Source organism: Streptomyces sp. x-80, from assembly GCF_046549095.1.
GTDB lineage: Bacteria > Actinomycetota > Actinomycetes > Streptomycetales > Streptomycetaceae > Streptomyces > Streptomyces celluloflavus.
Genome location: NZ_JAJPWM010000018.1, coordinates 152,935 through 172,752, shown reverse-complemented (window position 1 = coordinate 172,752; position 19,818 = coordinate 152,935). Strand labels below are relative to the sequence as shown.

Annotated in this window: 21 protein-coding genes; 9 read left to right on the top strand and 12 right to left on the bottom strand. The window is 73.3% G+C overall.

Annotated elements, in window-relative coordinates:
- Window positions 1–426 precede the first annotated feature (426 nt).
- The 8 genes from ACLJWH_RS31155 to ACLJWH_RS31120 form a co-directional block, all read right to left on the bottom strand.
- The gene (locus tag ACLJWH_RS31155) at window positions 427–822 is read right to left on the bottom strand and encodes a rhodanese-like domain-containing protein (RefSeq protein ID WP_411145108.1); all 396 of its coding nucleotides are present in this window, start codon (window positions 820–822) and stop codon (window positions 427–429) included.
- The gene (locus tag ACLJWH_RS31150; RefSeq protein ID WP_052860986.1) at window positions 819–1,361 is read right to left on the bottom strand and encodes a cysteine dioxygenase; all 543 of its coding nucleotides are present in this window, start codon (window positions 1,359–1,361) and stop codon (window positions 819–821) included. Before ACLJWH_RS31150 ends, ACLJWH_RS31155 begins: the two co-directional genes overlap by 4 nt.
- Window positions 1,362–1,440: 79 nt before the next feature.
- Window positions 1,441–1,614 carry a putative leader peptide gene (locus tag ACLJWH_RS31145; protein WP_411145107.1) on the bottom strand — a complete coding sequence of 58 codons (174 nt, stop codon included), beginning with the start codon at window positions 1,612–1,614 and terminating at the stop codon, window positions 1,441–1,443.
- A 128-nt stretch (window positions 1,615–1,742) separates the two neighbouring features.
- Complete coding sequence (locus ACLJWH_RS31140; RefSeq protein WP_411145106.1) at window positions 1,743–3,671, bottom strand: FAD-dependent monooxygenase; 1,929 nt, start codon at window positions 3,669–3,671, stop codon at window positions 1,743–1,745.
- Between the two features lie 163 nt (window positions 3,672–3,834).
- Window positions 3,835–4,770: an amino acid ABC transporter permease gene (locus ACLJWH_RS31135; protein WP_411145105.1), complete on the bottom strand. Its 936-nt coding sequence runs from the start codon at window positions 4,768–4,770 to the stop codon at window positions 3,835–3,837.
- The gene (locus tag ACLJWH_RS31130) at window positions 4,767–5,414 is read right to left on the bottom strand and encodes an amino acid ABC transporter permease (RefSeq protein WP_052860953.1); all 648 of its coding nucleotides are present in this window, start codon (window positions 5,412–5,414) and stop codon (window positions 4,767–4,769) included. Before ACLJWH_RS31130 ends, ACLJWH_RS31135 begins: the two co-directional genes overlap by 4 nt.
- Before the next feature lie 182 nt (window positions 5,415–5,596).
- Window positions 5,597–6,505 (bottom strand): glutamate ABC transporter substrate-binding protein, encoded by a 909-nt coding sequence (locus ACLJWH_RS31125; protein WP_411145104.1) that lies wholly within the window; start codon window positions 6,503–6,505, stop codon window positions 5,597–5,599.
- Window positions 6,506–6,561: 56 nt separating this feature from the next.
- Window positions 6,562–7,347 (bottom strand): amino acid ABC transporter ATP-binding protein, encoded by a 786-nt coding sequence (locus tag ACLJWH_RS31120; RefSeq protein ID WP_052860952.1) that lies wholly within the window; start codon window positions 7,345–7,347, stop codon window positions 6,562–6,564.
- A 327-nt stretch (window positions 7,348–7,674) separates the two neighbouring features.
- On the opposite strand from ACLJWH_RS31120, the gene ACLJWH_RS31115 reads away from it, so the two are divergent.
- The 3 genes from ACLJWH_RS31115 to ACLJWH_RS31105 all read left to right on the top strand — a co-directional run bounded on the left by ACLJWH_RS31115 (window position 7,675) and on the right by ACLJWH_RS31105 (window position 10,285).
- On the top strand, window positions 7,675–8,424 hold the full coding sequence (locus ACLJWH_RS31115; protein WP_411145103.1) for a response regulator transcription factor: 750 nt from the start codon (window positions 7,675–7,677) through the stop codon (window positions 8,422–8,424).
- Window positions 8,425–8,440: 16 nt separating this feature from the next.
- Window positions 8,441–9,856, top strand: coding sequence for an ATP-binding protein (locus tag ACLJWH_RS31110; RefSeq protein WP_411145102.1), 1,416 nt, complete (start codon window positions 8,441–8,443; stop codon window positions 9,854–9,856).
- A 225-nt stretch (window positions 9,857–10,081) separates the two neighbouring features.
- The gene (locus tag ACLJWH_RS31105) at window positions 10,082–10,285 is read left to right on the top strand and encodes a cold-shock protein (protein WP_052860949.1); all 204 of its coding nucleotides are present in this window, start codon (window positions 10,082–10,084) and stop codon (window positions 10,283–10,285) included.
- A gap of 191 nt (window positions 10,286–10,476) precedes the next feature.
- Here the strand turns inward: ACLJWH_RS31105 and ACLJWH_RS31100 are convergent, their stop codons facing one another.
- Complete coding sequence (locus tag ACLJWH_RS31100) at window positions 10,477–11,472, bottom strand: TAXI family TRAP transporter solute-binding subunit (RefSeq protein ID WP_411145101.1); 996 nt, start codon at window positions 11,470–11,472, stop codon at window positions 10,477–10,479.
- Between the two features lie 164 nt (window positions 11,473–11,636).
- A complete protein-coding gene (locus ACLJWH_RS31095; RefSeq protein ID WP_411145100.1) occupies window positions 11,637–12,599 on the bottom strand; it encodes an EamA family transporter in 963 nt (320 codons plus the stop codon).
- 68 nt (window positions 12,600–12,667) lie between these two features.
- Between ACLJWH_RS31095 and ACLJWH_RS31090 the strand changes: the two genes are divergently transcribed.
- From ACLJWH_RS31090 to ACLJWH_RS31080, 3 genes are all read left to right on the top strand, one after another.
- On the top strand, window positions 12,668–13,537 hold the full coding sequence (locus ACLJWH_RS31090) for a LysR family transcriptional regulator (protein ID WP_411145099.1): 870 nt from the start codon (window positions 12,668–12,670) through the stop codon (window positions 13,535–13,537).
- Window positions 13,538–13,715: 178 nt separating this feature from the next.
- The gene (gene miaB, locus ACLJWH_RS31085) at window positions 13,716–15,212 is read left to right on the top strand and encodes a tRNA (N6-isopentenyl adenosine(37)-C2)-methylthiotransferase MiaB (RefSeq protein ID WP_411145139.1); all 1,497 of its coding nucleotides are present in this window, start codon (window positions 13,716–13,718) and stop codon (window positions 15,210–15,212) included.
- A gap of 216 nt (window positions 15,213–15,428) precedes the next feature.
- A complete protein-coding gene (locus tag ACLJWH_RS31080) occupies window positions 15,429–16,139 on the top strand; it encodes a class III extradiol dioxygenase subunit B-like domain-containing protein (RefSeq protein ID WP_411145098.1) in 711 nt (236 codons plus the stop codon).
- Between the two features lie 180 nt (window positions 16,140–16,319).
- Here ACLJWH_RS31080 and ACLJWH_RS31075 read toward each other — a convergent pair whose 3' ends face one another.
- Window positions 16,320–16,595 (bottom strand): antitoxin, encoded by a 276-nt coding sequence (locus tag ACLJWH_RS31075; protein ID WP_411145097.1) that lies wholly within the window; start codon window positions 16,593–16,595, stop codon window positions 16,320–16,322.
- Between the two features lie 70 nt (window positions 16,596–16,665).
- Entirely contained in the window at window positions 16,666–16,977 is a 312-nt protein-coding gene (locus ACLJWH_RS31070) for a hypothetical protein (RefSeq protein WP_411145096.1), read from the bottom strand.
- 182 nt (window positions 16,978–17,159) lie between these two features.
- Between ACLJWH_RS31070 and miaA the strand changes: the two genes are divergently transcribed.
- From miaA to dapF, 3 genes are all read left to right on the top strand, one after another.
- Window positions 17,160–18,098 carry a tRNA (adenosine(37)-N6)-dimethylallyltransferase MiaA gene (gene miaA, locus ACLJWH_RS31065; RefSeq protein WP_411145095.1) on the top strand — a complete coding sequence of 313 codons (939 nt, stop codon included), beginning with the start codon at window positions 17,160–17,162 and terminating at the stop codon, window positions 18,096–18,098.
- Between the two features lie 106 nt (window positions 18,099–18,204).
- Window positions 18,205–18,759, top strand: a complete 555-nt coding sequence (locus ACLJWH_RS31060; RefSeq protein WP_411145094.1) for a hypothetical protein — start codon at window positions 18,205–18,207, stop codon at window positions 18,757–18,759.
- Window positions 18,760–18,806: 47 nt separating this feature from the next.
- Window positions 18,807–19,682 carry a diaminopimelate epimerase gene (dapF, locus tag ACLJWH_RS31055; protein WP_411145093.1) on the top strand — a complete coding sequence of 292 codons (876 nt, stop codon included), beginning with the start codon at window positions 18,807–18,809 and terminating at the stop codon, window positions 19,680–19,682.
- Window positions 19,683–19,818 lie beyond the last annotated feature (136 nt).

Here is a 19,818-nt window from a genome sequence, read left to right as displayed (position 1 = left end):
GCGCCGTATCTCTGGCCTCCGGTCCGGCGAGGCATTCGACGAGGCGTGCGACGAGGCGTTCGGTCACGCCGTGGGCGGACGGCCCCGGCCCCGCCTCATCAAGCCGCGCCCGCCACGTCAAGCTGCGGCACATCCCCATCACGCCGCGCCCCACCACGTCACGCCGTGGCACACCCCGCCGGGGCGGCCACGGCTGCCCTGCTCCCGGTCGCCGACGGCGGCGCCACGCATGCCCTGCTCCGCACCGGGCCGCGCCCGAAACCGCCTCAACTCCCGTGGTCTACCGGCTTGTCAGCCCAATCGCCTGCACATTCCCGCTGCGCTCGGCCCGATCCACGTGCGGGCCACCGTGCCCCCGGCCGTCACCGTGACCCTGGCCGTCCCCCTGGCCGCTGCCATCCCGCAGCCACCCCGGAGCCCCGGCCATCACTGGGACTCCGCAGGCGGTGCCACCACCGGCAGTCCCGCCGCCCGCCATGCCTGGAAGCCGCCGATCAGGTCGGTGGCCCGGGTCAGGCCCAACCGGCGCAGTGAGACGGCCGCCAGGCTCGACGCGTAGCCCTCGTTGCAGACCACCACGACCGGCAGTCCGTGATGCGTCGCCTCGGGGGCGCGGTGGTCGCCCGTCGGGTCGAGCCGCCATTCCAGCTCGTTGCGTTCCACGATCAGCGCCCCGGGGATCGTGCCGTCGCGCTCGCGCAGCGCCGCGTAACGGATGTCCACCAGGAGCCCGCCGGCCTCCTGGACCGCAGCGGCCTCCCGGGTGTCCACCCGGTCCAGTTCCCTCCGGGCCCGCTCCAGCAGTTCGTCGACGGCGCTCACTGCCACTCCTCCGGGCGCTCGACCTCTTCGAGCCGCAGCACCGCGCCGGTGCGGCTGTAGCGGCGCATCAGCGGCAGCGGCGGGTAGTAGGCGTGCACCGACACCGCGTGGGTGTCCGGGGAGGCGTTGAGCACCTGGTGGACATGGTGCGGGCCGAAGGCCCGCCCGCGTCCTTCGGCGAGCTTGCGTTGCCGGTCCACACCATCGGCGAGTTCCAGGGTTTTCCAGCCCTCGGTGGGGAGTTGGGCGGCGAGCGACTGCTCCGTCAGCTCGCCCGCGGCGGCCGCGAAGGCGCCGCGCGAGCCGCCGTGATCGTGCCAGCCGGTGCCCGTACCGGGCGGCCAGCCGATCAGCCACGCCTCGCTGCCGCCCGGTCCGTCCAGCCGGATCCAGGTACGGCCTTCGGGGTCGAGCGGGAGTGCGGCGATGAGTGTGGTGTCCGCGGCGGTGCGCCGGGCGAAGTCGAGGAGTTCGGACGCGCTGGGGCCGCTGTCACGGCCGGCGGCGGGCGGGTGCGCGGGGGTACGTACGTCGGGCACGGAAACCGTCCTGGGTGATCGCGAAGATGCGCGGCCGCCAGGAGGAGGCGAAGGGCCGCGCGGGATAAGGAACTGCGGATCAGGAGGACGGACGACACGTGCAGCCCGCATAGCGGACCAGGTCCAGATGGACCCTCCGCCAGAATCGCGAGCCGTGATCAGTCACCTTCGGAGTGAAGCACGGGGGTTCACGCAGGGTCAACCACGCACCGTACGGGACGCCGACGGCCTTCCCCGGGCCCTGCCCAGCCATTCCCGGACCCCTCCCTGGTCTTCCCTGGCCTTTCCCACTCTCTCCGGCCTTCCCTGCGTCTCGCCGGCCCTCCCCCGACTTCTCCGCGACATCGTCCAGCCACACCGGGCCACAGTGTCCAGCCACAGTCAGGGCGCCTGTGGCCCTGAGGTCATGCTCGACGCACCCGACGCACCCGACGCACCCGACGCACCCGACGCACCCGATGCGCCCGACGGAGCCGTTCCGGAGCCGGCCCCCGGCTCACCGTCCACCCCGGCCCCGCCCGTACCGTCCGCACCGCCGGCCACCCCGATGTCCCCGGCCACCCCGATGTCCCCGGCCACCCCGATGTCCCCGGACACCTCGGCACCCCCGCCCGCCTCACCCGAAGCCGCGGCATCGGCGGTTGCCTGACGGCCCGCGGTCGCACCCTTCCCGCCCGCGCCGCGCCCGTAGGCACCGCCCCGTACGGCCTCCGCGCAGGCGTGCAGTTCCGCCGGGCGGACGCCGGGCAGCGCGGTGACCAGGTGGCCGTCGGGGCGTACGAGCAGGACGGTGTGCGCCGCCGCGCCCGGATAGGACTCGGCCACCAGGACCTCGGCGCCCATCGGCAGCGCTTCGGCCGCGCCGGTCAGCTGCGGCATCAGGCCCGCCGACCGCCAGTGCCGCCGGTCCCAGACGCCGGTGCCCGGTGCCACCAGGAGCACCAGGAGGCCCTGTCCCAGCCGGTCGCGCAGCCGGGTCACCGATCCGTCGGCCGCGGTCACCGGCACGTCCGCGACCGGCGCCCCGGGGAGCGTGCCCACCGGCGCACCGGTGGTCTGCCCGGCGGGCGGCGCGAGCGGCGAGCGGGCGTACACGGGCGGTGCGCCCAGCGGGCCGCGCCCCAGATACCCGTCCGTCAGCATCGCGGTGCGCCCGCGGACCGCCCCCGGGAGCGCGGTCCGCCAGCGGGCCGCGCCGCCCTCCCGCAAAAGCGGCAGCGCCCGGTCCGCGGCGCGCAGCCGGGCCGCGACAGCGCCGCGGCGTTCGGACTGGTAGCTGTCCAACAGCGCCTCGGGGGCGCCCTGATGCCAGACCAGGGCCAGCTTCCAGGCGAGGTTCTCGGCGTCCCGCAGCCCCTCGTCCAGGCCCTGGGTGCCGAGCGCGCCCAGCAGATGCGCGGCGTCCCCGGCGAGGAAGGCACGGCCCTGCCGCCAGCGCCGCGCCAGCCGGTGGTGGACGGTGTGCACCCCGGTGTCGAGGAGTTCGTACGGCGGAACCGGCCGGCCGGCGCCGCGCCCCGGGCGCGCGGCGCCGGTCCCGTCGCCCGGGTCGGACAGCGCGTCGACGGCCCAGCCCGCCAGGGTGTCGCGGATCCGGGCCACCAGGGCGTCCGGCGTCACCAGCTCGCGTCCGGGCGGCAGCAGCCAGTCCAGCCGCCAGACGCCGTCGGGCAGCGGGCGGGCACAGACCTCGCCGCCGTGCCGGGACGGCGAACGGTGCAGCAGCGCCTCGCCGGGCCACGGGAGCTCGGCGCGCAGCGCGGCGACCGCATGCCGCTCGACGGCCGTACGGCCCGGGAAGCGGATGTCCAGCAGCTTGCGGACCGTCGAGCGCGGGCCGTCGCAGCCGACCAGGTAACTCCCGCGCCACCACGTGCCGTTGGGGCCGCGGGTGTGCGCGCCGACCCCGTGCTCGTCCTGCTCCAGCTCGGCCAGCCGGCCGCCGGTGACGATCCGGGCCAGCTCCTCGCGGGCCAGCGCGGCGCGCAGGGCGCGGGTCAGCGCGTGCTGGGGGAGATGGAGCGGGGGCGCGGCGGCGCCGGGCTCGAACACGACGTGCTCCAGCAGGCGCCGGCGGCGCACCGTGCGCCAGCCGGTCCAGTGGGCGCCGGCACTCTCCAGGACACCGCCGCAGCCCAGCCGGCCGACGAAACCCACGGTGTCCTGGCGGAGCACGGCGGTACGGGCCGGCCGGGTGTCCTCCGTGCCCGTGGTCTCGTCCAGGAGGATGGACGGGACGCCCCGCCGGGCGAGCGCGAGGGCGAGCGAGAGGCCGACCGGACCGGCCCCGACGACGATCACCGGGTCCACGGCGTCGCTCCCCGGTCCCGGTGGTGCGAAGAGGCGGTGCGGGAACTGGCAGTTGGAGCCCGGTGCGTGATCACACAGCGTATGCAACCCACTGCGGCCCCTCGCGTCAAGTGACCGAGGCGGCGGCACCGGTGCCGCCGCCTCGGCAGGATATGCCGTCGCGTCAGTTCTGCCGGGGGGCCGGCCCGCCGGGGACCGGGTCGGCGACCTCCAGGGCGTCGGCGGCCGTGACCGGCTCGCCCGCCCCGGCCACGCCGATGCCGGTCTTGGCCCGGCGGCCGCGCCGCTCGATCCAGGTGGCGAGGGCGGAGAGCAGCAGACACATCGCGACGTAGATCGCACCGCCGACGATGATCATCGGCACGTACGGGTTCTCCTCGTTGACGGTGATGTTGCCCGCCATCTGCCGGATCGCGAAGAGCAGTTCCTGGTACGTGATCACATAGCCGAGCGAGGTGTCCTTGAGGGTCACCACCAGCTGGCTGATGATCGTCGGCAGCATCGACCGCACCGCCTGCGGCACCAGCACCGTCAGCATCACCTGCGTCTTGCGCATGCCGAGCGCGTACGCGGCCTCGCTCTGGCCCTTGGGCACCGCGTTGATGCCCGCGCGCAGCACCTCGGCCTGCACCGAGCCGTTGTAGACGGTCAGACCGATGACCAGCGCCCAGAACTGGGTGCCCTCACCGGAGAAGCCCAGCGTGCCCCGGTTGGCGAGGAAGAGCACCCACAGGACGTAGATGGTGATCAGCAGGGGGACGGCGCGGAACAGCTCGATGAAACCGGTGGCGAACCAGCGGACCGGCTTGTGGTCCGAGAGCCGCCCGACGGCGAGCAGCACGCCGAGCACCAGTGACAGCACCGCCCCCACCGCGAACGCCTGAAGCGTCATCAGCACGCCGTCGCGGATGTTGGTCCGCACTCCGGCGTTGTTGAAGATGTTCCACATCTCCGGCGCGAACTGGCCCTTGTCGTTCAGCCGGAGCACGACGAAGACCAGGGCACCGAGCACGGCCAGCGAGCCGGCGACGGTGTAGATCCGGTTGCGGACGCGGGTCTTGGGGCCGGGCGCGTCGTAGAGGACACTGCTGCTGCTCATCGGGCCACCTCCAGGCGGCGCTCCAGCAGCCGGAAGAGGCCGCTGATGGCGAAGGTGATGATCAAGTACGCGAGGGCGATCCACAGGAAGATCCAGCCGATCGCGAAGCCTCGGTCGCTGAGCAGCTTGGAGATGTTGAACAACTCGGTGTTGCTGAACGCGCCGGCGACCGCAGAGTTCTTGGTGAGCGCGATGAAGATGCTGCTCAGCGGCGGGACCACGGTCCGGGTGGCCTGCGGCAGGATGATCAGCCGCAGGGTCTGGAGGAAGGTCATCCCGATGCTGCGGGCCGCCTCCGCCTGGCCGAGCGGCACGGTGTTGATGCCCGAGCGCACCGCCTCGCAGACGAAGGACGAGGTGTAGAAACCGAGCGCCAGGGTGGCGAGCATGAACGGGCTGGTGCCGGGAAACAGGATCTGCGGGACCACGAAGAACGCGACCAGGAAGAGCAGGGTCAGCGGGGTGTTGCGCAGCAGCATCACCCAGCCGGTCCCGAAGGCGCGCAGCGGGGGGATGGGGGAGACCCGGAAGCCGGCTATCAGGATGCCCAGGACGAGGGCGAGCGCCGCGCTGGCCGCGGTGATCGACAAGGTCCCGAGGAACCCGTCGCGGAACTCGGGGAGATGATCGAGGAGTACGTTCATGGGTTCTCCGCGGTAGCGGTCAGGTCAGCGGCGGACAGGGCAGGCGGCACCACGCCCCGCACTCCCGCCACGGCGGGCGTACGGGGCGTACCGGCGTGGCGGTGGCCAAGGGGCGCCCGGTGTGGGCGCGGGGCGGCGCGGCGGTGCGGGAGCCGGGGCTCTCACGGCCGCGCCGGCGGGCGTCAGTTACGCGGCAGCGGCGTCTCCGGCGCGACGTAGGCCGAGCCCGACTTGCCGAGCGTGCCCTCGTACGCCTTCTTGTAGTCGCCGTTCTTGATGTGCTTCTCCAGGGACGCGGTGGCCGCGTCACGCAGCACCTTGTCGTTCTTGTTCATGCCGACCCCGTACGGCTCCTTGGTGAAGGGCTTGCCGACGACCTTGAGCTTGCCCGGGCGCTCGGCGGCGAATCCCTTGAGGATCGCGTCGTCGGTGGTGACGGCGTCGACCTGGCCGTCGAGCAGCGACTTGACGCAGTCCGAGTACTTCGACAACTCGGTGGTCTCGGCGCCGTACTTCGGCTTCTTGATCTCGGAGAGCGGCGTGGAGCCGACGATCGAGCAGACCTTCTTGCCCTTGAGGGCGGTCGGGCCGGTGATGGCCTTGTCGTCCCTGCGCACCAGGAGGTCCGCGCCGGCCGTGTAGTACGGGCCCGCGAAGCCGACCCGCTGCTTGCGCTCGTCGTTGATGGTGTACGTGCCGACGTAGAAATCGACCAGACCCTCGGAGATCGACGTCTCGCGGATGTTGGAGTCGACGGTCTTGAAGGTGATCTGCTGCTCGGAGAAGCCGAGGTCGGCGGCGACCATCTTGGCGATCTCGATGTCGAAACCGGTCCGCTTGCCGTCGGTGTCCTGGAAACCGAGGAAGGGCTGGTCGGCCTTGGCGCCGACGACGATCTTCTTGCGTTCCTGGGCCTTCTTGAGCACCGGCGAATTCAGCGTCACATTCTTGGCGACGGTGTATTCGCCGCTGAAGACCTTCGCCGCCGTGTCCTTGTCGCCGGCGGTACCCGTCTCGCCGCCGCATGCGGTCGCCGTCGCCGTCAGCGCGAGCACCATCGCACCCGCCGCAGCCGTTTTACGCATCCTCATGGTGAACATCCTTTGGTTCCACAGGAGTGGGAAGTCATCGTGGCCCAACTGCGGTCTCAGTGATGAAGGATTTTCGACAGGAAATCCTTCGCCCGGTCGCTGCGCGGGTTGTTGAAGAACTGGTTCGGCTCGGCCTCTTCGATGATGCGGCCGTCCGCCATGAAGACGACCCGGTTCGCGGCCGAGCGGGCGAAGCCCATCTCGTGGGTGACCACGACCATCGTCATCCCGTCCCGGGCGAGCTGCTGCATGACCTCCAGCACCTCGTTGATCATCTCCGGGTCCAGCGCGGACGTCGGCTCGTCGAACAGCATCACCTTCGGGTCCATCGCCAGCGCGCGGGCTATCGCCACGCGCTGCTGCTGGCCGCCGGAGAGCTGTGCCGGGTACTTGTCGGCCTGGGTGCCGACGCCCACCCGGTCCAGCAGGTCGCGGGCCTTCTTCGAGGCGGCCGCCCGGTCCGTCTTGCGGACCTTGATCTGCCCCAGCATCACGTTTTCGAGCACCGTCTTGTGCGCGAAGAGGTTGAAGGACTGGAAGACCATGCCCACGTCGGCGCGGAGCCGTGCCAGCTCCCGCCCCTCCTGCGGCAACGGTTTGCCGTCGATGCTGATGCTGCCGGTGTCGACGGTCTCCAGCCGGTTGATCGTGCGGCAGAGCGTCGACTTGCCGGACCCCGAGGGCCCGATCACGACGACGACCTCGCCGCGGTGGATCGTCAGGTCGATGTCCTGGAGCACGTGCAGCGCGCCGAAGTGCTTGTTCACGTTGTCCAGCACGACCAGCTGGTCTCCCGCCGGCGCGGGACCGTCGGCGTTCTCGGTCACCGATACTTCGCTCATCGGCGTGTAGCTCCGTCCTCCTCGATTGGGGAGGACCCTAGTAACGGCCCGCGACCAGCGTCATTACATCTGAGCGGAAATTGAGCATAACGATCCGGCCGCAAAGGGACAGTCCGCGTGAACGGGACGCGACGCCACGGAATCGTGCGGCGGACGCGCCGCGGGCGTACCGGCTGGGTAACGGATGACGGTCCGGAGGCGACCGCCCCTTGACGCGCGCACCACCTATCGCCGTAGATGCCCTGTGGCCGTACACACAGTCGGCCGCCCTGCCCGCCCCATCCGTACCCCGCACCATCCGTACGCACGCACCCCAGGAGGAGGCCGATGAGACTGCTGCTCGTCGAGGACGACGACCATGTCGCCGCGGCCCTGTCCGCGGTGCTGGCCCGGCACGGCTTCGCGGTCGTCCACGCGCGCAACGGCCAGGAGGCCCTCCGGGCCCTGCTCCCCGACACCGCCGAGCCCTTCGCCGTGGTGCTGCTCGACCTCGGCCTGCCCGACCAGGACGGCTTCGAGGTGTGCGGCCGGATCCGCCGGATGTGCGCCGTCCCGGTCATCATGGTCACCGCGCGGGCCGATGTGCGCTCCCGCATCCACGGCCTCAACCTCGGCGCCGACGACTATGTCGTCAAGCCGTACGACACCGGTGAGCTGCTGGCCCGCATCCACGCGGTGAGCCGGCGCAACGCGCCCGGCGGCGAGCAGACCGCCGAGGAGAGCGCCGCCGAGGACGCGCTGCGGCTCGGCGCGGTCACCGTCGAACTGCCCACCCGCCAGGTGTCCGTGAACGGCACCGCGGTCCCGCTCACCCGCAAGGAGTTCGATCTGCTGGCGCTCCTCGCCCAGCGCCCCGGTGTGGTCTTCCGCCGGGAGCAGATCATCAGCGAGGTGTGGCGTACGAGCTGGGAGGGAACCGGCCGGACCCTGGAGGTGCACATCGCCTCGCTCCGCGCCAAGCTGCGCATGCCCGCGCTGATCGAGACGGTGCGCGGCGTCGGCTACCGCCTCGTCGCCCCCACGGCCGGCGCCCCGTCCGCCGCCCGTCCGCTGCCGCCCCCGCGACCGTCCGCCTGACGGCCGCCGCGACCACGTGCGCTCCCGACTTCTGCCGCTCCTCATCGTCCTCATGGCCGGTGTACTGCTCGCGCTCGGCATACCGCTCGGCGTCATCACGGCCGGTCTCGAACAGCAGCGGGTGGTCGTCGACCGGATCGACGACGCCGCACGGTTCGCCTCCCTCGCCCAGTTCGTCACCGCCCGCCCCACCACCGACGCCGATGGCAAGAGCGCGGAGGAGGACGAGCGGCTGGCCACCCTCCGCGCCGAACTCCGGCGCTACCACGCCCTCTACGGCATCCGCGTCGGCGTCTTCTACCGCGACCGCACCCCGATGGCGGCGGCCCCCACGGGCCTGCCGGTCCCGGACGGGGGCGAGGGCGCCGGCGCCTTCAACGAGGCGCTGGCCGGCCGCCGCAGCCACGACCCGCAGCAGATCTGGCCCTGGGACCGCGACGGGCGGATCCCGGTCGCCTCACCGGTCATCCGCGACGGCGACGTGGTCGCCGTCGTCGTCACCGACTCGCCCACCGGCCGGATGCGGGGGCGCGTCCTGGACAGCTGGCTGCTGATTGCGGCGGGCGAGGCCGCGGCCATGCTCCTCGCAGTCGGCGCGGCCATCCGCCTGACCGGCTGGGTGCTGCGGCCCGTCCGGGTGCTGGACGCGGCCAGCCACGACATCGCCACCGGCCGGCTGAAGTCCCGTGTCGCGGCCACCGCGGGCCCGCCCGAACTGCGGCGGCTGGCCCGCTCGTTCAACGAGATGGCCGACAACGTCGAGGACGTCCTGGAACAGCAGCGCGCCTTCGTCGCCGACGCCTCCCACCAACTGCGCAACCCGCTCTCCGCGCTGCTGCTGCGGATCGAGCTGCTCGCCCTCGAACTCCCCGACGGCAACGAGGAGATCGCCTCGGTCCGCACGGAAGGCAAACGCCTGGCCCGCGTCCTGGACGACCTCCTCGACCTGGCGCTGGCCGAACACGCCCCGGCCGACCTCCAGCTCACCGACGTCGCGGCGCTCGCCGCCGAGCGCGTCGACTCCTGGCGCCCGCTCGCCGACGAGCGGGGGGTCCGGCTGACGTACGCGGGGCACCGCGCCGTCACCGGCTGGGCCGACCCGGTCGCGCTCTCCAGCGCGCTGGACGCCGTCGTCGACAACGCGCTGAAGTTCACCCCGCGTGGCGAGCCGGTCACCGTGAACGTGGCGCCGGCCGGTGAGCGCGTCCGCATCACCGTCGCCGACCGCGGTCCGGGGCTGAGCGAGGACGAGCTCGCCCGGATCGGCGACCGCTTCTGGCGCAGCGGCCGCCACCAGAACGTCTCCGGCTCCGGCCTGGGCCTGTCGATCACCCGCGCGCTGCTCGCCGCGGGCGGCGCCACCATCACCTACGCACCGCACCGCCCGCACGGTCTGCGGGTCACCGTCACCGTGCCGCGCAGCGCGCCCTGAGCCCGGCCCCACCGGGCCGCCGGAGCGTTTGCACACGGCGGGCCGGAGCTGTGCTATCGTGAACGTCGTTGCAGTTGTGGTACCCATGAACTTCGTGTGCGCCTGGAGGCTTGTAGCCCCGGGCGTTCATTGTTTTCCGGACCTTTTCCGGTGTGGGGCAATCATCTCGGCGACGTGGAGTCCGCGAAGTGCGGTCTCCGGTTTGCCCCATGAAGGAGAAAAAAAATGGCTACTGGCACCGTGAAGTGGTTCAACGCGGAAAAGGGCTTCGGCTTCATCGAGCAGGACGGCGGCGGCCCCGACGTCTTCGCCCACTACTCGAACATCCAGGCTCAGGGCTTCCGTGAGCTCCAGGAGGGCCAGCAGGTCTCGTTCGACGTGACCCAGGGCCCCAAGGGCCCGCAGGCGGAGAACATCGTCCCCGCCTGACGCACCGCGTCCCGTGAAGGGGGCTCGCGCCGGTCTGCCGGTGCGAGCCCCCTTCCGTGTGTGCGGGGGCGTTTTCCCGGGCGGATCACGCGGTCTCCTCCCCTCGCGCAGCGGCCGGCGGCCGGCGCTCCTCGGGCGCCCGCCGCGCGGCCGGGGCGACGCGCTCCGGTCCTCCGGCGGACCGGCGGGTCTCAGGGCTTCTCCGACACGTAGTAGCGCCGGGCTCCTTCGTGCAGGGCCAGCGGATCGGTGAACACCGCCGTCCGCAGATCCACCCTCTGCGCGGCGTGCACCGCACGCCCGATCCCGTCCCGGCTCCGGATGAGGGCCCGGGTGATGCCCTCGGTCAGCGCGGCGTCCTCCCCGTCCGTCGTCACCAGCAGATTCGCCACCGCGATCGTCTTCACCGCCTGCCCGTCCTGGACCCGCGGATAGGCGTCGGCCGGCATCACCGCCGCCCGGTAGTAGCGGGTGCGCTCGCCCTGCCGGTGCAGCGGTTCGACCAGATCGCCGAGCTGCACCAGACGCACCGGGAACCGCTTCGCCAACTGCTGCAACGCGCCGGTCGGCAGCCCGCCCGACCAGAAGAACGCGTCCAGCCGGCCGTGCTCCAGCAGCCCCGGCATCCTGTCGATACCGGCCCGCACCGGCTCGACGTCCCGGTCGAAGTCCAGCCCGGCGGCCTCCAGCAGCCGCCGGGTGATCAGCTGGACGCCGGAACCGTCCGTACCCACCCCGACCCGCAGTCCCCGCAGCTCCTTGGCCGAGCGGACGGTGGACCCCTTGGGCACCACCAGCTGCAAGTAGTCGTCGTACAGCCGCGCGCAGGCCCGCAGCCGGTCCGCGCCCGGTTCGCCCTGCATCTGGTACGCCGCGACCGCGTCCGCCGTTGCGATGGTGAACTCCGCGCGCCCGGAGGTCAGTTGGCGCAGGTTGTCGATGGAGCCCTCGCTGCGCGTCAGCCGCAGATCCACCCCCGGCATTTCGCTGGACAGATCCTGCTTGAGCAGCTCCCCGTAGCGCGCGTACACGCCGGTGGGCACCCCCGTCGCCAGCGTCACCCGCCCGCCCGGAGACGGTGCGCCGCCCATCGACAGCAGCCACCACAGCAGGAGTCCGAGCGCGATCAGTGCCGCGATTGCCACCTGGAGTGCCCGGCAGCCGAGGCGGGGGAGTGCTGTGACCATGGGCGGGATCCTGCCAGTACCGGACCGCGAAGGGGAGGGGCGAGGGCGGGGCGGGCGCCGGTGCTCGCCGGTACCGGGGCCGTGCCGGTACTCCCGGTGCCGGGCCGGCGGCCACCGTGGCACTTCTTTCCCGGGACGGACGGCTCCGGGCCCGTCCGCGCCGGTCAGGGGGCATGGCCCGGACGGCCGGTGCGGTCAGCGGGCTGTTCCGCCGCGCCGGAGGAGGGGCGGGGGCGGGCGGCGGTGGTCACGGCGGTGGCGTTGGCGGCGACGATCACCGCGATGGCCAGCCAAGAGGTGTGCTCCAGGCGTTGGTCCAGCACCACGGTGCCGACCAGGGCGGCCAGCACCGGGTTGACGCTCATGAAGATCCCGAAGAAGTGGGCGGGAACCCGGCGCAGCGCGAGCAGGTCGGCCAGGAAGGGCACCGCGGAGGAGAGCACACCGGCGGCGAGCGCACAGGCCAGTGCGGTGGGGGTGGGCGGCCGGTGCCACAGCACCAGCGCGCCGGCCGGCAGGTACAGCAGACCGGAGACGGCCGCGGCGGCGGCCGGACCCTGTACCCCGGGCAGGCGGGCGCCCACGGTGCGGTTGAGCAGGATGTAGCAGCCCCAGCAGGCCGCCGCCAGCAGCGCCAGGCCGATGCCCAGGTAGTCGGTGCTCGGCCGCGGGCGGGTGAGGACGATGACGGCCGCCGCGGCGGCGAGCGCACAGCCCAGGTCCGTACGGCGGCGGGAACCGGCCAGCGCGACGGCCAGCGGACCGAGGAACTCCAGCGTGACCGCGAGGCCGAGCCCGATCCGCTCGATCGCCGTGTACAGCGAAAGGTTCATGGCGGCGAACACCACGGCCAGTCCCAGTACGGGGCGCCACTGCGCGGCGGTGAACGACCGCAGACGCGGCCGGCCGGCGCTCAGCAGCACCACGGCGGCCACCCACTGGCGCACCGCCACCACCCCGACCGGTCCGATCACCGGGAAGGCGAGCGCGGCCACCGCCGCCCCGACCTGGTTGGACAGGCCGCTCCCCACCATCAGCGCCGTCCCGGCCCACCGGTGCGCGGGCGCCTGCGGCCCCGGCGTTCCGGCGGGGTCCGCGGCGGCCGTCCCCTGAGCGCGTATCGACATGCCGGGACTCTCCACCGCCGGCACGTATGCGCAAAATGCATCCGGAGCGCCATCTATACGCTGGGGTCATGGACGGACACGGGGATCTGGAGCTGCGGCATCTGCGCTGCCTGGTCGCGATCGTCGACACCGGCAGCTTCACCGACGCCGCGATCGAACTGGGCGTCTCCCAGGCCGCGGTCTCCCGCGCCCTGATCGCACTGGAGAAGATCCTCGGTGTGCGGCTGCTGCACCGCACCAGCCGTACCGTCGCCCCCACCACCGCGGGCGTACAGGTCCTCGCCCGTGCCCGCCTCCTGCTCACCGAGGCGGACAACCTGGTGCGCGAGGCCGCCACCGGCCACACCCGGCTGCGTATCGGCCACGCCTGGTCCGCGATGGGCCGCCACACCGCGGAGTTCCAGCGCCGCTGGCACCACCGCCACCCCGGTATCGAGCTCCACCTGATCCGCCGCAACACCTCCACCGGCGGCCTCGCCGAGGGCCTGTGCGATCTCGCCGTCGTCCGCACCCCCATCGACATGCGCCGGTACGCCCACGCCCGGGTCGGCTCCGAGCACCGCTACGTGGCCATGGCCGCGGACGATCCCTGGGCCCGGCGCCGCAGCGTCCGGCTCGACGAGGTCCGTGACCGCACCCTCGTCGTCGACCGCCGCACCGGCACCACCACCGCGCACCTGTGGCCCGAGGACACGCGCCCCGCCCTGGAGTACACCCAGGACATCGACGACTGGCTCGCCGCCATCGCCACCGGCCGCTGTGTCGGTGTCACCCCGCACGCCACCGTCACCCAGTACCGCCGCGACGGCATCGCCTACCGCCCGCTGCGCGACGCGGACCCCGTCCCCGTCCACCTCATCTGGCGCCGGCACGACCCCCACCCCGCCACCCACGCCGCCGTGGCCCTCCTCACCGACCTCTACCGCGAAGAGACCTGACGGGCCGGGCCGTGCTCCCCGCGGGGGGCGGAGCGCTGCCCCCTCGCCCCTGGCGGCCGGGAAGGCGGGACCGGCCGGAGCGGGAGGGCCGCGGCGAGGGGCGGACCGGCATGGTGGCGCGCCTCCGGCGTCCCCTTACCCTTGAACGGTGACCAGCAGCAAAGACCGGACCGGAGAGATGGCCGACGTGGGCGTTACTCGAAGCTACGAGATCCGCACCTACGGGTGCCAGATGAACGTCCATGACTCCGAGCGGCTGTCGGGCCTGCTGGAGGACGCCGGCTACGTCCGCGCGCCCAAGGGTGCCGACGGCGCCGATGTCGTCGTCTTCAACACCTGCGCGGTGCGGGAGAACGCCGACAACCGGCTCTACGGCAACCTCGGCCAGCTCGCCCCGCAGAAGGCCGCGCGGCCGGGCATGCAGATCGCCGTCGGCGGCTGCCTCGCCCAGAAGGACCGCGACACCATTGTCAAGAAGGCCCCCTGGGTCGACGTGGTCTTCGGGACGCACAACATCGGGAAGCTGCCGGTGCTGCTGGAGCGCGCCCGCGTGCTGGAAGAGGCGCAGGTCGAGATCGCCGAGTCCCTTGAGGCGTTCCCCTCGACCCTGCCCACCCGCCGTGAGAGCGCGTACGCGGCATGGGTGTCCATCTCCGTCGGCTGCAACAACACCTGCACCTTCTGCATCGTGCCGGCGCTGCGCGGCAAGGAGAAGGATCGCCGCCCCGGCGACATCCTCGCCGAGATCGAGGCGCTGGTCGCCGAGGGCGTCAGCGAGATCACCCTGCTCGGCCAGAACGTCAACGCCTACGGCTCCGACATCGGTGACCGCGAGGCCTTCAGCAAGCTGCTGCGCGCCTGCGGCGGCATCGAGGGCCTGGAGCGGGTCCGTTTCACCTCCCCGCACCCCCGCGACTTCACCGACGACGTGATCGCCGCGATGGCCGAGACCCCGAACGTCATGCCGCAGCTGCACATGCCGCTCCAGTCCGGTTCGGACACCGTCCTCAAGGCGATGCGCCGCTCCTACCGGCAGGAGCGCTACCTCGGCATCATCGAGAAGGTGCGCGCCGCGATGCCGGACGCCGCCATCTCCACCGACATCATCGTCGGCTTCCCGGGCGAGACCGACGAGGACTTCGAGCAGACCCTGCACACCGTCCGCGAGTCCCGTTTCGCGCAGGCGTTCACCTTCCAGTACTCCAAGCGCCCCGGGACCCCGGCGGCCGATATGGCGGACCAGATCCCCAAGGCCGTCGTCCAGGAGCGCTACGAGCGGCTGGCCGCGCTCCAGGAGGAGATCTCCTGGGAGGAGAACAAGAAGCAGGTCGGCCGCACTCTGGAGGTGCTGGTGGCCGAGGGCGAGGGCCGCAAGGACGACGCGACCCGCCGGCTGTCCGGCCGCGCCCCCGACAACCGCCTGGTGCACTTCGCCCGCCCCGACGAGCCGGTCCGCCCCGGTGACATGGTGACCGTGGAGATCACCTACGCCGCCCCGCACCACCTCCTGGCCGAGGGCCCCGCCCGCGCCGTCCGCCGCACCCGCGCCGGCGACGCCTGGGAGAAGCGCACCGCCGCCCCGGCGGAACGGCCCAAGGGTGTCCTGCTGGGCCTGCCGACCGTCGGCGCCCCGGCACCGTCGCCCGCCCCGGCACCGGCCTGCGGGCGCGACTGACGCAATCGGCGTGCCCGGGAGGCTGACGGGCGCGAGGGGACCGCACATCGCCGCCCGGGGCCGGCCTCCGGGCTGCCGGCCGTCGGCCCGGGGTGGTACGCGCACCGGGCCCCGGGAGGCACCGGAGCCCCGGACGGGTCTCCCGGCGCTCCCCGCACGGCCGGGATGTCACCGAACTCTCCTGGGGCCCGGGGCCGCCTTGCTAGGGTTCCGGCCATGCTCGTCGCCGCAGCCATCTGCCCCTGCCCGCCGCTGCTCGTGCCCGAGGTCGCCGCGGGTGCCGCGCCCGAGCTGGACGCGTTGCGGGCCGCCTGTCTGGACGCGGTCGGGGTGCTGGCGGCGGCCCGTCCCGACCGGCTCGTCGTGCTCGGCCCCGCGGAGCAGGCGGGCCGCGGCCCGCACCCGCAGGGCGCGACCGGGTCCTTCCGCGGGTTCGGCGTGGACCTGGAACTGCGGCTGGGCCCCGAGGGTCCCGACTCCGAGCGGGAACTCCCGCCGTCGCTCTCCGTCGGCGCCTGGCTGCTGGCCCGTACGGACTGGGCCGACGCCCCGGTGGAGGGGCTGGGCGTCGGCGAACCGCTGGCCCCTGACCGCTGTCTGCCGGTGGGCCGGGAGATCGCCGCCTCCGCGGCCCGGGTGGCGCTGCTGGTGATGGGCGACGGCAGCGCCTGCCGGACGGTCAAGGCGCCGGGGTACTTCGACGAGCGGGCCGAGGCGTTCGACGCCGCGGTGGCCCGCGCCCTGGGCAGCGCCGACACGGACGCGCTGACCGCGCTCGACGAGGAACTGGCCGCCGGCCTCAAGGCATCGGGCCGGGCCTGCTGGCAGGTCCTGGCCGGCGCGGCCCAGGGCGCGGGCCTGCGCGGTCAGCTGCTGCGCGAGGAGGCACCGTACGGCGTGGGCTACTTCGTCGCCGCCTGGTCGTAGCACCGCGCCCGCCCGGCGAGTACCCCGCCCCGGGCGGCCCGCCGGGCCGGCCCCGTACCCGTCCGCACACGGCAACGGCCGCGAGGCGCATCGTCAGCGCCTCGCGGCCGTTGTGGTGTCCCGCGAAACCATGGGTGGCGGCCGCGCCGGTACCAGGGGTGCCAGGGACCGCTCAGGGCCTCAGAGGGGCCCGCCCTCGTGTCTCTTCTCCGCGCTGTCCGCGGATCCTGCATCCGGTGGGTGACCGGCGCTCCCGGACAGCCGCCCGAGGGCGTCCTTGGCCTTGTCCGTGCCTGTCCGGATCTGGCTGCTGTACTTGCCCTTGGTCTTCTCGTCGACCGTCCTGGCGGCCTTCTCCAGCCCGGACCCGATCTTGTCCTCGTGCTGCTGCGCGAGGTCACCGGCCTTGTCCTTGAGGAGGCCGGCCGTGGTCTTGAGATTGTCCATCAGGCCCATGGGCCACCTTCCTTCTCCTTAGGAACCGACGCCGGATCCTCCGCCGGACCACCGCGGTCCGGCCGCCGGACTACTGGCGGGCGCTCTCGCCGGCGTCGCTGTCCGCCGCGGCCCCCGCGGACTGCTGCCGGGGAATCCCGGCACCCTCGGCGGCCTCGGCCGCGCGCTGCCCGTCGTCACCGGCCGGGTCACCGGCCGCGTCACCCTTCGTGGCGCCGCTCGTGGCGCCGGCCTGGTCGCCGGATGCCGCCGGCTGCGGTGCGGTGGCGGACTCCCCGGTCTCGTCTGTCGGCTCGGCCGGTTCCGCCGTCACGGTCGCGGCGGCCGCCTCCTCGGCCGAAGCCTCGGACTTACGGCGGCGAAAACGTGAAAAAACGCCCATAACTGCTCCTACCTTACGTGTGCGGGCGAGATCCTGCGCCGCCCGGAGCGCACCCATTGCGCTGCCCGCGGGCGCCGGTTGCAGATACCGGCACTCGGGACCTCGAACAGGCAACGACCTCATCCGTCCCCCGTCACGTCGCTCGTTCGGGAGTGGCGCGCGATGTTTGCGAGACTGACGGGGTGAACATCGCCGTTCCCGCTCCGCGGGTCATCGCCGTCGTCGGCCCCACCGCGGCCGGAAAATCCGACCTTGGCGTCGCGCTCGCCCGGCATCTGGGCGGCGAGGTCATCAACGCCGACTCCATGCAGCTCTACCGGGGGATGGACATCGGCACCGCCAAACTGACACCCCAGGAGCAGCAGGGGGTCCCGCACCACCTCCTCGACCTCTGGGACGTGACGCGGGCGGCGAACGTCGCCGAGTACCAGAAACTGGCGCGCGCGCAGATCGACCGGCTGCTCGCCGAGGGCCGCACCCCGGTCCTCGTCGGCGGCTCCGGCCTCTACGTACGCGGCGCCCTCGACGCCCTCGACTTCCCCGGCACCGACCCGGCCGTCCGCGCCCGCCTGGAGGCCGAACTGGCCGAGCTCGGCAGCGGCGCCCTGCACGCCCGGCTGGCCGCCGCCGACCCGGCCGCCGCAGACGCGATCCTGGCCGGCAACGGCCGCCGCATCGTGCGCGCCCTGGAGGTCATCGAGATCACCGGCCGCCCGTTCACCGCGCACCTGCCCAGCCACGAAGCGGTCTACGACACCCTCCAGATCGGCGTCGACGTCGCGCGCCCCGAACTCGACGAGCGGATCGCGCGGCGGGTGGACCGCATGTGGGACGCCGGGCTCGTCGACGAGGTGCGCCGGCTGGTGGCCGAGGGCCTGCGCGAGGGCCGTACCGCCTCCCGGGCGCTCGGCTACCAGCAGGTGCTGGCGCAGCTGGCGGGGGAGTGCACCGAGCAGCAGGCGCGCGACGAAACGGTGCGTGCCACCAAGCGGTTCGCCCGCCGCCAGGACTCCTGGTTCCGCCGGGATCCGCGGGTCCACTGGCTCAGCGGCGCGGCCGACCGGCGGGCGGAACTGCCGGGGCACGCGCTGGCGTTGCTCGAACGACCGGTCACAGCCTGATCACGTCATGGCATCGGGACGCTCAGGCCGCCGTCCGGCCCCCTGCGGACATGTCATCATCAACCTCGATCGAGGCGTGCAGTCGCAGTGGGGAGGGCGCGTGGCAATGGCAGCCGGCCCTCGCAACAGAGCGCAGCAACCGGACCGGAACGGCCCCGGTACGGCACCGCTGAACGCGGACGGCCCGGACGCCGGCGACGGTGTGACCGCCTCCGGAGAGCGCGTCCCGGCGGCCGACCCGGCCGCCCTGACGGCCCCGGACCGCGCCGCCCTGGACGACTCGGACCGCCCCGGCGCCGAGACCGGGCAGGACCCCGGCGGCGGCGAGTCCTTCCGGGAGCTCCGCCCGCCGCGCCGGCTGCGCCTGTGGCAGCTCGCGCCGATCGTCGTGCTCGCCGCCCTCGGCTCGCTGATGTTCGCCTTCCCCCTCGCCTTCGAGTTCGGCGACGGCGGCGCGGTGATCGCGATGCTCGGCCTGCTGCTCTGCTGCTGCGCCGCGGGCTCGGGCATGATGGCCGCCCGCCACGTCGGCCACACCTGGCCCGGCCTGCCGGTCCGCGGCTCCGGCCGGCGCGCGGGCTGGCGCGTCATCCTGATCTACACCGCGGTGGTCGCCGTCCTCGCGGCGCTCGCCATCTGGCGCGTCGCCCGGCTGCGCTGAACGCCCCGGCCGCGCGGCGCGCCCCGGCACCCCCGTACGATTCAGGGGTGAGCACCGCGCAGCGCATCGCCTTCCTCAAGGGCCACGGCACCGAGAACGACTTCGTGATCGTTCCCGACCCGGACGGCCGCCTCGACCTGCCCGCGGCCGCGGTCGCCCGGATCTGCGACCGGCGGGCCGGCGTCGGCGGCGACGGCCTGCTGCGCGTCGTACGGTCCGCGGCGCACCCCGAGGCACGCGCGTCGGCCGACGAGGCCGAGTGGTTCATGGACTACCGCAACGGCGACGGCTCGATCGCCGAGATGTGCGGCAACGGCGTCCGCGTCTTCGCCCGCTATCTGCTGCACGCCGGGCTGGCCGAGGCGGGCGACCTCGCCATCGCCACCCGGGCCGGCGTCCGGCGCGTCCACCTCGCCACGAGCGGCGACGTCACCGTCTCGATGGGCCGCGCCGAACTCCCCGAGGAGAGCGTCGTGGTCACCCTGGACGGCCGCAGCTGGCCGGCCCGCAACGTGAACATGGGCAATCCGCACGCCGTCGCGTTCGTCGAGGACCTGGCGCACGCGGGCGAGCTGCGCGGCGTACCGCCGTACAGCCCGGCGGCGGTCTATCCCGACGGCGTGAACATCGAGTTCGTCGTCGACCGCGGCCCGCGCCATGTGGCGATGCGGGTGCATGAGCGCGGCTCGGGCGAGACCCGCTCCTGCGGCACCGGCGCCTGCGCGGTCGCCGTCGCCACCGCCCGCCGGGACGGCACGGACCCCGCACGGACCGGCACCCCCGTCACGTACACCGTCGACGTGCTCGGCGGCAGCCTGTCGATCACCGAGCTGCCGGACGGCACGGTCGAGATGACCGGCCCCGCCGTGATCGTCGCCGAGGGCGCCTTCGACCCCGGCTGGCTGGCCACCGCGCTCGCCTGACGGGACACGGGCCCCGTCGCGGGATTCGCTCGAATAGGTGATCCGTTTCACGCTGGGCGAGAGGCGTACAGCGGTGCGTGATGGGCTCGGTAGCATCAAGCACCGGCCCGGACGCCCGACTGACGGCGGCCAACCG